Below are 14,018 nucleotides of genomic sequence, written 5' to 3'. Positions count from 1 at the left end.
TATAAGCCGTTGTTAAAACGCTAAAAAAGATAGCCGCTAAAAATAGTTTAGCCATAACCATTACTATGCCATAAAACGGCCGTTTTGGCTATGAGCTTACTATTACAAAACCGTTAAAGGTAAAGACAAAACCGAGCTACTTTCCCCGCCCCGCTCCCGGCCGGCGGTTCATATTAGAGTTGTGGCCGCCCGGCAGAGGCGGTCTGCCGCCTTTATGGCCCTGATTAGGGCTGTTAGCTGGTTTACCGGTGTTTTTGTTTGCCGTATCGTTATTGTTAGCCATAAATAGTTCTCCCTTTGCTTAATTATTTAGATGGTTATTACCTAAGCATTTGCGTATTAAAAATAGTTGTACCGGCTACAAAGCTGGAAAATTCGCTGTTAAAATCTAGGGCAGCTTCAACTTTATTGGTATCGCCGTTGCGGCCATTTTGCCCGTTACGGCCGGGGATGCCGGCGCGGCCGTCAAAATATTTAACCCAAACCCGTAAATCGTTGACATTAGTAACGGCCGGCGGTGTCGTCGTAGGCGGCGGAGTTGGTGTGGTAACCGGCGGTGGGGCCGGTGTTGTAACGGGCGGCGGATTAGTATTGCCAGGGTTAGTATTACCGGTACCACCGGGGTTAGTGTTACCTGTGCCTCCCGGATTGGTATTACCGGTACCACCGGGGTTAGTGTTACCTGTGCCTCCCGGATTAGTATTACCTGTGCCTCCCGGATTAGTATTACCCGTACCGCCGGGGTTAGTATTCCCTGTTCCACCGGGATTAGTGTTACCCGTGCCACCGGGGTTGGTATTACCTGTGCCTCCCGGATTAGTATTACCCGTACCGCCGGGGTTAGTATTCCCTGTGCCTCCCGGATTAGTGTTACCGGTACCGCCGGGGTTATTATTACCTTGTACATTAAGCAGCATAATTTGGCTTTGCTGGGTTAAGACGGTGTTTTGGGCAGACCACTGGTTAGCGTTAGGGGCCGCCGCCGGCCTAATGTTTTGCGGTTGCCACGCACCGGAGCCGGGACGGCTTTCAAACTGGCGGATAATGCTAATATCTTGGCCGGCCGGGATAACTTGATTGGGTAATAGGCGCATAAACTCGATGTGGCTAAGGCGGCTTCGGGCTTGGCCTAAGGTAATAATTTCGGTAGCTCCAGTGCCGGCGGCTCCGGCGGCTCCGCCCCTGCCCCCTATACCGGCGGTGGTTTGGGTGCGTATTTGGGCTATAGCTTGGGCGCTGCCGATAAAAGTTATGCTGCCGCCGTTACCGCCGTCTTCACCATTACCGCCGTTACCGCCGTTGCTGGCGCTGCGGCCGCTTAAACTTTGGCCGTTAGCTCCATTGCGGCCGTTGGCTCCGTTACGGCCGTTGGCGACAATAAGCACATTGGTAGAGGTAATAAAACTTTGCCCGGTGCGTCTTTCGCGCAGTAATAATAAATTGCCTTGATGAGAGCCCAGCTGGCTGGTATCTAACAAAGCTACCGAAAAAGTAGCAACCGCACCGTTGCCGCGGTTGTCGGCATTAAGGGTAACGGTGGTTAAGCCCGAAACAACAATAGGAAAAGTTACCGTTTGCTGCGTGCCGTTGACGGCGTTGCGAAAGGTAAATGAAATAGTACCGCTTTCTATTAAAGCAATACTGGCTTCGCGCATTCTAAAGCGGTACTGGCGGTTATTAATACTGCTGGAGGTAAGCATACCGGGGTTGGCGGGGGTTACCGTAGCGCCGCGGCTTAAAACCACCTCGCTCATACGGTTGCGCTGTGCATCGTAGGCCAACATAATGATAGTATAGTTGCCGCTGGGATTAACGCTGCTTACATTTTGGCCGTTGCTGGCCCGTAAAATAATTTGCGACTGGGCAAAATCAATATTACTAAGGTCTCTTACCGTACTGGCGCAGCCGGTTAACGTAATTATAAGGGCAAAGCCTAAGCGGGCGGTTATTTTTTTAAGTAACAACATCATACCTAATGATAATATAACTTAATAAATTAAGCAAGCTATTTAACAATTAAAGCAGCGCCGTTACCAATTATTTTTTAAGCGGCAACTGTATTTTATTTACTAAAGGCAGTGAGCTGCCCTTGAAAAAAAAACACAATTAAGTTAAAGTAAGCGTTATGAAGCTGGGGACTATTGGGATACGCACAGCTATAGCAGTAGTTGCTGCTACGCTAGTTGCGTTATTTGCACCGCAAAACACACTTTTTTTAACCATTGCCGAAGCAGGCCGTTATCTTAGCTTGCAATTTGGCCGCTATTTACTTTACCCCTTTTTGTTTTTTAATATGGCTATAGCCGTTACGCAATTAAGGCGGCAGCGCAAATTATTAAAAGTAATCGTTATTATGCTGGTTTTATTGGTAAGCTTTAATGCCATTATGGCGGCGCTAGGGGTATTATTAGCCGTTGCCTTACCGCTTAGGCGCGTGCCGATTGTTTTTGAGCAAGAGGTCGCCGGCAGTTTTAGTTTACAGCCCGAATTACTGGCTCAGTTGTTGCCCAGTAATTTATTTACCGCTTTTAGCGGTTATAGTTTGGCCCCTATTTTGCTGGTAGCTTTTTTTATTGGTTTAGGTATGGCTTACGATAGGGAAGTTGCCGAACCCAGCTACAACTTTTTTGACTCGTTGGGGCGGATATGTTACCGCATAGCTTTTTATTACGTTTATTTTTCTTTTATCCCGGTGTTCTTTTTTACTTTAAGTTTAATTAATTTAATACGCACCACGCACGATTTAGCGCTTTATCAAAGTGTGCTTACTTTAACTATGGTGAGTGCGGCGGTTATTATTTTAATACTTTATGCCGTCATTTACCGCCTATTTGCCCGTAAAAAGGGCTTAGGTATCCGCTATTTGCGCGGGGCGCCGGCTTCGTTAGCTTTTGCGGCGGCAACGGCCCAGCCTTTATTGGCCGGCTTGCATTATAGTTATTTAAGCCATAAAAATCAGGGCATTAGCCGCGAGCTGGGGGCCTTTGTGGCGCCTATTATGGCCATCTTTTTACGGGCCGGCAGCAGCTTAATTAGCGGGGTTGTCATTATAGCCGTTTTACGCTCTTACAGCAGCCTCGACCTTACGGCGGCACAGGTATGGCTTACAATGGTGAGCGTTTTTATGGCTTCGTTTTTGGTAGTGCCTTACGATGCAACTTTTTTGCACAACTTTTTACAGCTGGCTTATGGGCTTTATGGCCGCACCGTAGGCTCTACCTTAGGAGCCTTCGAGCCTATTATTCCTTTGTTAAGCCACTTAGCTGCTGTGCTGGATTTAGCGGCTTTAATTTTACTGCTGCGTATTATGGCCAGCTTAACCGGCTTTGAGCGCTTTAAGGCCAGTCCAAGCTTTACTTAAAATAAATTTTACAGATAAGGAAAATGTAATTATTTGCAGCAATTAAAAAATAAATATTTATTACACTTAACTATGCGGCCTCCTCCCGTACTTATAGTTTAATTATACTAAAAAAATACGGAGGAAGATAAAATGAAATTGGTTATCCGCGAAAATTACGCTCAAGCCAGCGAATATGCCGCTAACTATATTAGCGAACGCATTAACAATTATAAAGGCGCCAACCCTTTTGTGTTGGGCTTGCCTACCGGCAGTACGCCGCTGGGAACATATAAAAAACTTATCGAACTTAATAAGGGCGGTAAAGTATCGTTTAAAAATATTATTACTTTTAATATGGATGAATATGTCGCTTTACCTAAAGAGCACCCCGAAAGTTACTATAGCTTTATGTATAATAATTTTTTTAACCATATAGATATTAATAAAGCTAACATTAATATTTTAGACGGTAATGCCGAAAACCCCGAAGAAGAATGCGCCGCTTACGAAGCTAAAATAACTAAGGCCGGGGGTATCGAATTATTTTTAGGCGGGGTAGGGATAGACGGCCACATTGCCTTTAACGAGCCGGGCAGTTCGCTGTCGGCTTTAACCCATAAGCAAAAACTTACCCAAGACACCATTATTGCCAACAGCCGTTTTTTTGATAACGATGTAAGTAAAGTGCCTAACTATGCCTTAACCGTTGGGGTAGGGACGGTAATGAACAGCAACGAAGTAATTTTATTGGTTACCGGCCACAATAAAGCCCGTGCCCTGCGCCATATTATTGACGAGCCGATGAACCACCAATGGACGAGCAGCGCCTTGCAGCTGCATAAAAATGCAGTTATTATTTGTGATGAAGCTGCGGTGGCCGAGCTAAAGGTGGCTACTTACCGTTATTTTAAAGAACTTTATTAAGGAACAAGGAATAAAGTAACAGGGAAGAAGGGTAATTTTTTATTCCATCTTCCTTGTTCCCTATTCCTTAAAAGAAGATGGCCAAACGCAACAGTAACGACCATTACGCCGAGCGGGCTAAGCAGCTGGGTTACCCGGCACGCAGTGTCTTTAAGCTGGAAGAAATTATGCAAAAAAACTCCTTTATTAAAAAGGAGATGACGGTGCTGGATTTAGGCGCCGCTCCCGGCAGCTGGAGTTTATATTTAGCACGGCAAGGCGTTAAGGTGGTGGCGCTAGATTTAAAACCGCTTACCGTTAAGCACCCTAATATTACCGCCTTGCAAGGTGATATGTTTAGCGCAGAGCTGGCCATTCAATTAAGTAAATTAGCCCCCTTTGATGTAGTTGTAAGCGATGCGGCGCCGGCCACCAGCGGCGACCGCCTTGTTGATGCCAGCCGCAGCCACGAATTAGCCGAAATGGCCTTTAACTTGGCCTTAACCTACCTTAAGCCGCAGGGTAGTTTTTTGGTAAAGGTTTTTCAAAACGGCGATGAGCTGGAGCTGCTTAAGCAATTAAAGGCTAACTTTAAAGAGGTAAAAGTGGTAAGACCGCAAGCCGTACGCAGCGAAAGTTTTGAGTGTTATTTTTTAGCCAAGTTGGCTGGGCCGGTAATAAAGGTGGCTAACCGGCCTTGATTAAGTAATAATATACATTAAGAGCCTGTTCGCATAAAGGAAATTTTTACCGCTTTTAGCGGTTCTATCTTTTTAAATACCTTTTTGAAAGCTTTTTAATTCTTAACTCTCAACTTTCAGTTATCAGTTATCAACTCGCTTTTAACTTTTCAAAAAAATTTGCAAAAAAAATTAAAGCCAAAAACTCGTTGTCCGTAAATACTAGGCGGAGGGAGTTATGAGCGAAAAAATTGTAGTAATGCCTACTTTGCATAGCGGTATCAATGGTTTTTTGTTTGATAAAATTTACAACGAAACTTTGCAGTTTGGCAGTAATATTGGCAGCGTAACGTCTGGTAACGGTAGCTACACGGCGGCGGTTAGCCCGGGCCCATTAACGCTTACGTTGCAGGGATTAACGGGGCAGCTGCAACATAATATAAAGCAGAAGCAGCTAATTAAAGATTATAAACCGCCGGCTTTTTTAAGTAATTTAAGCGGGCCGGCTTTAGCTATTGTTAATACTTTGGGGCCGCCAGCGCCGGTAGCGGCCGGCTTTAATTTGGCCCAAAGTTTAACCGGTAATAATTTGGTATTAAGTGCCGTAAGTTTTTTTATGGCTGCTTGGCAAAGCCGTTGGTTATTAACAGTAGATACCGCTTATTGCCGTTTTAACAATATGCTTATTAAAAATTTGGTTTTAACCAGCCTTGATAGCGGTAACAATTTTACAACTTTAACCTTAATTTTACAGCAAGCTACTTTTAAGAAGGCAGCTAATAATAGCTTGCTGCAGCAGTCGGTTAGCGAAGAAGCGGCGCTTAAACGCTTTGGGGCCGTTACTTTAGCGGCTAACGAGCCATTTAAAGGTTTTAGTAATTAAGGAGGAAATATGCGGCGTTTATTAAATTTAACAGACGATTTATACCAAAACCATAACTTAATAGCCGGAGGCAATAATGTAAGTTTTACTTTAACGTACAGCCTTAGTCAAAGAGAGTGGTATTACTCGCTGGAGGGAGGGGATTTTGCCTTACATCAGCAAAGGTTAGTGGTAAGCCCTAATATTTTGCACCGGTACCGTAACAAAGTTAGTTTTGGCCTGATGGTAACCAGTACGGATAACGGCGACCCCTTGCTGTCTAACGATTTTAAAGAGGGCCGAATAGCTATTTATTTGTTAAGCGCCAGCGAAAGCCGGCTTAGCGAGCAATATTTTGCCGGCAGCTTGCCTAAAAAGGAGTAAAACCTATGCCTAATTTAGGGCCATTTTTTGAGATAACTATCTACGATAATGCCGGCGGCCGGCTTTATCATTCGAGCGATAATTATGATTTTAATTTAGTTATTAGCCGCCCAAACTTAGCGGCCAAGCTTTATGCCGAACTTACTTTGCCTAAAGAAGCTTTTATTATGAATTTAGCCGGCAAATTACAGGTAACCTCGCTGGAATATGGCGGTGGGCAGTTGTTTAAAGGCGAAATATTTTTTGCCGCCGAACAAGCCGATAAAATTAAAATTTTAGCCGGCGATAGTTTTAGGGCGGTGCAAAAAACCGGTAGCCATAGTCTTTTGGAGGGGTTAAATTTAAATAATTTATTTAGCTCGCTTATTAAAGATGATATGGTTTTAGAGCAGGCGAAGGTAGATGATTTTGACGGCAGTTTGGAAGCCGATTATGCTTTACATGATAAAGCCCTAAATTTGCTTAGGCGCTATAGTAATGGCGAAGCTTTTGTAGAGGATAATTTAGTCTATCTTTTAAGGCCGGAGGAAGGTAACGGCATTGTGCACGAGCTTAATCATCATAATGGTTTATATAGGGTTACAAAAAACTTTGCCGGCGAGAGTAACCCGGAAGTACAGCTTACCATTTGTATGACGGGCGGGTATCTTTTTAGTTCGGGGCAGCTGATAAATTTAACTAGTGAAGAAGCTACCGGTCTTTATAAAGTTGTTGGCTTTAAACATTACGTTAATAATCGGCAGGCTTTAAGCTACGCTTGGTTAAAACTATTAAATTAAGGAGGAGCAATGATACGCGCCCTAATAGATAACGATTTTAGTTTTGGCGGCGGTAAACAAAATTACTTAACCGGCGAGGCTGAAGAGCAGCTGGTGTTAAAGTTAATTTTACAAAGTTTTTATGGCGAACTTTTTTTTGCCCCTGAAGAAGGCATCGATTGGCTTTATTACATTAGCCATAAAATAGCTAAAGAAGAGCTGGAGCTGGTAATTAGGCATAACTTACTTAAAGCCAACTTTATACAGGCTATTAATGAACTAGCTATAACGATAGACAGCACAAAACGGGTGGTTAATTTAAAGGTTAATTTATTAACAAACACCGGGAATATAATTAATAATGAGGAGGAAATAAATTTATGACCAAAATGGCTCTTAATGAAACCGGCTTAACTTTACCGCGTTTAGAAGAGATTGTCGCATATTTGTGCCAAAAGTATAAAGAAATTTACGGCGCAGCCATTAACTTAGAAAGCTACAGCCCCGATGGCCAGCGTATCAGGATAGAGGCCCAGCTGTTAAGTGATGTGATTGAGCTACTCAGGCAAATTTATGGTTCGTTTGATGTGGAGCAAGCCGGTGGTGTAGCTTTGGATAGATTAGTGGCCATTAACGGCTTAGCAAGGCAAGCCGGCAGCTACAGCGAAATAATGCTTACTCTTACTTTAAAAGAAGAGGCGGTTCTTAACGGACTGGATAGCGCTAACCCGCTTACGGTAAGTAATAGCAGCGGTAACTTAAGCTTTAAGTTAATTAAGAATGTTAGCTTAGCGGCCGGGCAGCATAAATTAAGTTTTAGGTCCGTTGAGAGCGGCGCTATCCATGTGCCGCCGGCTACCTTAATTAATGTGCAAAATAAGGTAGCCGCCATCACGGCGGTAACTAACGAAGAAAATTGCTATCTGATTGGTACCGAAGAAGAGAGCGACGTTCAATTACGCTTAAGGCGCAGCCGCAGCGTCAATTTGGGCAGCACAGCTTTTATCGAGGCTTTAGAGGCTGCACTGGCCGATAGCGCCGGCGTAAGTTTTGTACGGGTGTACGAAAATAGCAGTAACTTAACCAACGAATGGGGTATGCCGCCGCATAGTATTTGGCCCATTGTGGCCGGCGGCGATGATTTGGTGATTGCCCAAATTATCGACCAAAAAAGGCACATCGGGGCCGCTATGTACGGCCAGATAAGCCAAATAGTAGAAAGTCGCTACCACACCGGCGCCATCAAATTTGATAGGCCTAAAGATATAGTGGTTAATGTAAGAGTAACCCTATCGCTTTTAGGGCCGCCGTTAATTAGCGCCGACAGCCTAAAAAATTATTTGGTAACCAACTGTAAGGTGGGCATTTATGAGGCTATCGATATTACCGCCATTAGTAAACTTATTAAAACTTACGCTCCCAATGTGGTGGTAGAAGATTGTGCCTTAAGCCGTACCGCTAACCAGTGGCACAGTTTTTTAAAACCGCAGCTGCCGGTAGAGCATTTTAGACTAAGCGAAAATGCTATCGTTATTAATGGTTTGTAAGCGAGGGGGACAATGCAAGAAGTAACGAATTATTATGCCAATTTGTATGGCTTAAAATTTAGGACAATGCCGAAAGCGCGCAGCGAAATTAACTTATTTGCCGGTTTAGCTTTTAGCGAGGGTTTAATTTTTAAGCTGGCACAGGCCTTTAGCTATGAAGAGGCGGTAGGTAAACAGCTGGATATTTTAGACAGCTACATTGGGGTAGGCAGGCAATTATTATTAAACAATAATTTAATTAACCTAAATGACGATGAGTTAAGGTTTTTATTAAATTTTAAAAAAATATTAAATTATAGCAATGCCAGTTATCCGGCTTTAAGTTACCAGCTTAGTACTTTATTTGGCAACGATTTTAAATTATACGATGGTTACAATATGACTATTAGCTATTTTATCCACGAGCGGCAGTTAACTAACCTTAATTTGCTGTTAGTTAAAAATTTATTGCCTAAGCCAATGGGGGTGCAAATAGCTTTTATTTATGTAGGCAAACAAGTGGAGGGGCACTTTGGTTTTACAAGAGTCGGCTTTGCCGGTAAAGCCGGCGGTTTTAATAGGCTCAAAGATATAAGCCGTCAAAGTTGGTTATTGGCTAGTCAGCTTTATAATGTAAACGAATAAAATTAATTTAATAATAGAGGAGATATGATGGAAAACAACAACGATAACAGCAGGCCGGAGGTAAAAGTTTTTGCCGGTGAGGCCGGTAACGAAGAGTTAGTGGTTTTTGGTTCGCAAGCAAACGGCGAACTGCACTACAGCAGCAATGTAACGGCTATGCAAAGTGAGGCCTACAGCAAAGGCTGGGCGGCGGCGGTCGTGGGTGATAATAACCCCTTGTTAGAAGATTTTAATAGCGTAAGTTATGTGCTTTCGGGGTTAATTAAATATTTGTACCGTAACGGTATAGCAAGGTATAGCGCGGCCGAAAATTACCCTAGCGGAGCGATAGTGAATGATGGAGCCGGCGGGCTTTTTCTTTCGCTGAGTGATGATAATAAGGGCCATGCCTTAGATGATACCCACTATTGGCGCAACTTATTGGCCGATATAGCCGTGATAAAAGAAGATGTAGATAATAACACCAAAGATATTGCCGGCCTTACCAAAGCCAGCATACCTATAGGTTTTGTTTACACCCAATACCCCGGCCAGCTGGCCCCAAACCAGTTATGGCCCGGCTTAACTTGGAGTAATATTAGCAGTAATTTTGGCGGCTCTTTTTTTAGGGGTGAAGGCGGACAGGCGGCGGCCTTTGGGAGTTGGCAGGCAGAAAGTGTGCCGAATATTAGCGGGCACTTAGGTTCTGGAGGAGATTTTGAATCGGTGCTTGGCCGTGGGGCTTTTCCCGGTGGTGGGGTATTTAATACATGGCAAACAGGTAGTTTTACTTATAATACTGGGAATACAACAGGTACTAGAATGACTTTAGATTTTTGGGCGAGCCGCGTACACGGGGCTTACGGCCGCCGCGGCGAAGTGGCTCCTGCCAACTTTGCCGTGCGTATTTGGCGCTGTGTAGGCGCTGTTGAGGTGGCCAGCGCTCAGGCTTTTTACCAATACGACAACGAAGGATTATTAGTAGCTAAACGCAATTTAATAGCCGACGAAGCCGGCTATATTGGTTATAACGAGGCTAATATGACCGAGCTAGCTCCGCCGCCGCAAGCCAAAGATGGTAAAATTTGCTACTTTAATCAAGATGACGGTAAATGGTGCAGCTGTACCGATTACCGCGGCCAAGATGTTTACCATAAACAAACTTTGCAAAGCCGCCGTATCCATAAATTAGGTGATGGCCCCAGTGGCGAAGAAACGTTACAAAGCCCGCAAGGTATTGCTTTTGCTAAGTGGAGCGCCGAGCTGGATAAATGGGTGGCCGATGAGGAACAAGCCCAAAAGCAAAAATTAATCGAAGAACTTGATTTATTAAGGGAAGAGGTGATTAATGAAATGTTATTACAAAACCCCGAGTATTTAGCTAAGCTAAAAAAACTTAAAGAAAATGAGCAATAGGGAATAAGGAGGAATTTTTATAATTATTAATTACTTTTTGTTCCCTGTTACTTATTCCTTGTCAACATCAACCGGGTAGTTGTAAATAAAAGTAACAAAGCTGTTATGGTTAAATTTAACTGCCAAGCTGCCGTCATCGGCGGTGTGCCAGTGGTAACTATGCGGCTGGGCAGCGCTAAGAATTTGGCCGTCCATTAAAGTTGGGCGGCCCAACTTACTAATAAGCGCCCGCTTTATGATAAGTTGTTCGGCACGGTTGGTAGCGTCATCGGTGGGGGTAAGGCCTGTAAAAATAAATTGCAGTTGCCGGCCGGCAGCTTGGGTGTTAGGTAAAATTATATCTACCATAAAGGGGCTGCTTAGGCCGTAATTTGTAAAAAAAGCGCCTTCGTTTTCGTAAATATAGTAGCCGCTATCGGTAAAGGCACGCCAAAAGCCTTGTTCCGTTAAGGTTAGCTCCAGCTCATCAAGTTCGGCCTTAGGGTTAAGGTTAAAAAGTAGGGGAGGTAAAGCCGCTAAAGGTTCGGTCTGAGATTGATAAGAGATTAATAAAATAACAGTTAAAATAAAACTTATGGTAAATAATTTTTGCATAGCTGCCTCCTGTTAATTAGCCCAGCTGGCCGCAAGCCCCATTTACGCCGCGTCCCATACGCCGCCGCTGCTTTACCGTTAGCCCGTAACCGCTAAGGCGGTTAATAAAGTTAGCCAGCTGCCGGCTATCGGGGCTGCGGTAAGGTAAGCCTTCTACTTTGTTCCACGCAATAACATTAATTAAACATTTAAAACCGGCGGCAAAAGCGGCTATAGCTTTGGCATCGTCTGCACTATCGTTATGGCCGGGTATTAACACCACTTCGAAGGTAAGCCGGCCCTTAGTTTGCTGCTGGTAATACATTAAGGCTTCTTTTAATTGTGGCAAGGGGTTAGCTTTAGCTTGTGGGATTAATAATTCGCGTTTAGCCTGCTGCGCACTAATCAGGCTAAACGCCAAATTAAGCTGGTAGCCGCTTTCCGCCAGTTGGTAAATAGGCTTAATTAGACCCACTGTACTCAAGGTAAAACGGCGTTTGCTTAAGCCTAAAGTTTGCGGGTTACTTAGGGCGGTTATCGTTTTTAACACATTATCTAGGTTTAACAGCGGCTCGCCCATGCCCATAAAAACAATGTTATTGATGGGCGCCAGCTGCTGCAAATGCAAAAATTGCTCGATAATTTCGTAGCTTTCTAGGTTACGTTTAAAGCCTAAAGTGGCCGTTTTACAAAAGGTACAGCCCATAGCGCAGCCCGCTTGGCTGCTTAAGCAAGCGGTATTACGGCCCTCATGCCTTAGTAAAACACTTTCTACCACTTGCTCATCGTTAAGTTTAAGGGCCAGCTTGGCGCTGCCTTCGGCGTTAAGGCATTTAAGCACTTTTGTGCTGATAAAGGGCAAATTAGGCTGTAAATGAGCAATTAAAGCTTTAGGTAAAGAGGTTTGCTCGTAGCCGGCGGCCCCTTTGTATAAAGCTTTAATCAGCTGCTCGGCACGGTAAGGCGGGGCTTGGTAGCCCGCTAGCAGGGTTTTTAATTCGTTAAGGGTATAAGCGGCAACCATAGCTTTAGCCAACTATGCAAGATTTTACCATAAAATACAAGGGGAAATTATTTAATGGCTTAGCCCTAAAGATGAGTTATTTTTAGGGCCTTATTATCGGCCATAAAGTACAATATCCTTTAAGGCTTATAGCCATATTTGAGTACATCATAATGTATATTTGGCTACAAATATTACTACAATCTTTTTATGACATAACGAGATTTTTTATAAACCCTAGTTTTTACATTATGATTATTATGACTATTAAAAGCCTCTTCTAACCATTCGCCTAGTTGCTCTAGGGCAAAATTACGGTAATTGGCACTCTCAATTTTAATTTTGTAGTTTTCCAGCTCTTTATCGCTGTACATTGGACGCATTCGTAATCTTAAATCTTTTACTTTATTGAATTTTTTTACTTCTTCCATCAAAATTTCCTCCTAAAAACTTGTACTTGTTTAAGTACCTATTAATAGTATAGTACTTAATTGGGTTTAAAGTCAAGTCAAAATAATACTCTTATAAGTATATTGATTTTTACTGTGTACTTTTATGAACCTTTTGTATATAGATAATAATACAGGTATTTTCTAAAGAAAATGCTAAAGGGCAGTCGATAAAGCAAATTATGGATAACGTTAAAAGCATAGAAGCAACTATTTTTTTTGATAGGATAGATGAGTTACTTGCTCAAAGAAAGATGACCCAAGCGGCCATGTGTAAAAAGATAGGTATGCCTTGGCATACCTATAAAAATATGAAGCTTAATAAGCGGCTGCCGCGCGTCAACGATGCCGCCTTAATGGCGCAGGTATTAGGAGTTTCGCTGGATATTTTAGTGGGCGTAGATAAAGAGGGTTTAGCCGCTAACCAGCAGCGGGAAGAGCGTATTACTAAGCTGGCCGGAAAGCTAACTTTAATTGATGAACGCAGTTTTGAAAACGTGGAAGATTTTATTAATGTTGTGAGCGAAAAACGCAGGAAACGGAGAAAGCAAGCAACAGAGAGCAGGGCATAGATAACAACTCATAGTTAATAGCTAAAGGACGCCGCCTTTAGCGGTATTTATTAATTGTTATTTATTTACCTGTTCATTATTACCTATTTCTTATATAAACCTCGTCCAAAGTGCCGTCGTTTGTAATAAATGTTAAGGTATTGTTGTTATCCCCGATACGAAACGAAAGATAATGAGGAGGAAAGCTAACGGGAGTACCGGTAACAATAGTTACTTGGGTTAAGGTGTTGCCGCTTATGGTGTAAGCGCTGCTTTCAGCGGTTTCTATGACGCCGCTGCCATAATGCAGCCACCTGCTTTCTAGGATATTATCTTCGTTAAACACGATGATAGCGGTGCTGTCATCAACATGGGTAAAGGCGGCGTTAGCAAAAGGGTTAGGATTGGGCAGCGGCGGCAAGCTACTGGGTATAACGGTGGGAGCCGTGCGCCTGTAAACTTCCTCAGAAAAACCGTTAATAGAGGTAAGGCTATGGCCATCGGCACTAAGTTGAAACTCTCTGTACAAAAAATCGCTCAGTAAATTGGTTACTATAAGAGTATTGCCTCTTAAAGTGTAAGACAGGCTTAAACCGCCAATACGGCCGGCGTTAATTACTTCGCCCCAAGGGGTTTCGGTATCTTTTAAAATTAAAGTATTTACTTCGATGGTGTTGTTATGGCCAAAGATAAGCTCGGCCGTAAAAAAATCGTCCTCGGTTTCCAAAATAAAAGTACTGCCGGGAGCCGGCAAATTAGGCGGTGGCGGTGTTAGCGCCAATAAAACTAAGCAGGTTAATAAGATTAATAAATAAAGTTTTTTGTTTTTCATCATAACAGTCCTTTATAAGTTACTTTTTTAATTGTAAAAGTATTATAACGTATCAGGCGGTAAATGTCTACCTTTATGCCTATAGAGTTAGTAAATTTTAATATTTTAGCTTTA

General features: G+C 43.2%; 17 protein-coding genes. 11 read left to right on the top strand and 6 right to left on the bottom strand.

All coding sequences use genetic code 11. The features are described from left to right. Positions 1–136 precede the first annotated feature (136 nt). A complete protein-coding gene (locus FWE37_06270) occupies positions 137–283 on the bottom strand; it encodes a hypothetical protein (protein ID MCL2520590.1) in 147 nt (48 codons plus the stop codon). Between the two features lie 37 nt (positions 284–320). Further along, positions 321–1,970: a hypothetical protein gene (locus FWE37_06265; GenBank protein ID MCL2520589.1), complete on the bottom strand. Its 1,650-nt coding sequence runs from the start codon at positions 1,968–1,970 to the stop codon at positions 321–323. A 155-nt stretch (positions 1,971–2,125) separates the two neighbouring features. On the opposite strand from FWE37_06265, the gene FWE37_06260 reads away from it, so the two are divergent. The 10 genes from FWE37_06260 (at position 2,126) to FWE37_06215 (ending at position 10,496) form a co-directional block, all read left to right on the top strand. Then, positions 2,126–3,361: a dicarboxylate/amino acid:cation symporter gene (locus tag FWE37_06260; protein ID MCL2520588.1), complete on the top strand. Its 1,236-nt coding sequence runs from the start codon at positions 2,126–2,128 to the stop codon at positions 3,359–3,361. Between the two features lie 132 nt (positions 3,362–3,493). After that, entirely contained in the window at positions 3,494–4,267 is a 774-nt protein-coding gene (nagB, locus tag FWE37_06255) for a glucosamine-6-phosphate deaminase (GenBank protein ID MCL2520587.1), read from the top strand. A 77-nt stretch (positions 4,268–4,344) separates the two neighbouring features. Next, positions 4,345–4,947 carry an RlmE family RNA methyltransferase gene (locus FWE37_06250; protein MCL2520586.1) on the top strand — a complete coding sequence of 201 codons (603 nt, stop codon included), beginning with the start codon at positions 4,345–4,347 and terminating at the stop codon, positions 4,945–4,947. Positions 4,948–5,164: 217 nt separating this feature from the next. Further along, entirely contained in the window at positions 5,165–5,809 is a 645-nt protein-coding gene (locus tag FWE37_06245) for a hypothetical protein (protein MCL2520585.1), read from the top strand. A gap of 9 nt (positions 5,810–5,818) precedes the next feature. Continuing rightward, entirely contained in the window at positions 5,819–6,172 is a 354-nt protein-coding gene (locus FWE37_06240; GenBank protein ID MCL2520584.1) for a hypothetical protein, read from the top strand. Positions 6,173–6,177: 5 nt separating this feature from the next. After that, positions 6,178–6,951 (top strand): hypothetical protein, encoded by a 774-nt coding sequence (locus FWE37_06235; GenBank protein MCL2520583.1) that lies wholly within the window; start codon positions 6,178–6,180, stop codon positions 6,949–6,951. 9 nt (positions 6,952–6,960) lie between these two features. Further along, on the top strand, positions 6,961–7,314 hold the full coding sequence (locus tag FWE37_06230) for a hypothetical protein (GenBank protein ID MCL2520582.1): 354 nt from the start codon (positions 6,961–6,963) through the stop codon (positions 7,312–7,314). Then, the gene (locus tag FWE37_06225; GenBank protein MCL2520581.1) at positions 7,311–8,477 is read left to right on the top strand and encodes a baseplate J/gp47 family protein; all 1,167 of its coding nucleotides are present in this window, start codon (positions 7,311–7,313) and stop codon (positions 8,475–8,477) included. The genes FWE37_06230 and FWE37_06225 overlap by 4 nt, the downstream gene beginning before the upstream one ends. A 12-nt stretch (positions 8,478–8,489) precedes the next feature. Further along, entirely contained in the window at positions 8,490–9,101 is a 612-nt protein-coding gene (locus tag FWE37_06220) for a DUF2612 domain-containing protein (GenBank protein ID MCL2520580.1), read from the top strand. Between the two features lie 24 nt (positions 9,102–9,125). Next, a complete protein-coding gene (locus FWE37_06215) occupies positions 9,126–10,496 on the top strand; it encodes a hypothetical protein (GenBank protein ID MCL2520579.1) in 1,371 nt (456 codons plus the stop codon). A 51-nt stretch (positions 10,497–10,547) separates the two neighbouring features. Here the strand turns inward: FWE37_06215 and FWE37_06210 are convergent, their stop codons facing one another. The 3 genes from FWE37_06210 to FWE37_06200 all read right to left on the bottom strand — a co-directional run bounded on the left by FWE37_06210 (position 10,548) and on the right by FWE37_06200 (position 12,506). After that, a complete protein-coding gene (locus FWE37_06210) occupies positions 10,548–11,090 on the bottom strand; it encodes a hypothetical protein (protein MCL2520578.1) in 543 nt (180 codons plus the stop codon). A 16-nt stretch (positions 11,091–11,106) separates the two neighbouring features. After that, positions 11,107–12,105: a 23S rRNA (adenine(2503)-C(2))-methyltransferase RlmN gene (locus tag FWE37_06205; protein ID MCL2520577.1), complete on the bottom strand. Its 999-nt coding sequence runs from the start codon at positions 12,103–12,105 to the stop codon at positions 11,107–11,109. 164 nt (positions 12,106–12,269) lie between these two features. After that, positions 12,270–12,506 (bottom strand): hypothetical protein, encoded by a 237-nt coding sequence (locus FWE37_06200; protein ID MCL2520576.1) that lies wholly within the window; start codon positions 12,504–12,506, stop codon positions 12,270–12,272. A 197-nt stretch (positions 12,507–12,703) separates the two neighbouring features. Between FWE37_06200 and FWE37_06195 the strand changes: the two genes are divergently transcribed. Further along, positions 12,704–13,093: a helix-turn-helix domain-containing protein gene (locus tag FWE37_06195; protein MCL2520575.1), complete on the top strand. Its 390-nt coding sequence runs from the start codon at positions 12,704–12,706 to the stop codon at positions 13,091–13,093. A gap of 79 nt (positions 13,094–13,172) precedes the next feature. On the opposite strand, the gene FWE37_06190 is transcribed toward FWE37_06195, so the two are convergent. Beyond that, on the bottom strand, positions 13,173–13,907 hold the full coding sequence (locus FWE37_06190; protein MCL2520574.1) for a hypothetical protein: 735 nt from the start codon (positions 13,905–13,907) through the stop codon (positions 13,173–13,175). Positions 13,908–14,018: the final 111 nt, after the last annotated feature.

The sequence above is a fragment of the Spirochaetaceae bacterium genome, assembly GCA_009784515.1.
In the GTDB taxonomy this organism is placed as follows: Bacteria; Spirochaetota; Spirochaetia; order WRBN01; family WRBN01; genus WRBN01.
The sequence above is the reverse complement of the archived record's forward strand: the minus strand, read 5'-3'. Positions and strand labels throughout refer to the sequence as shown.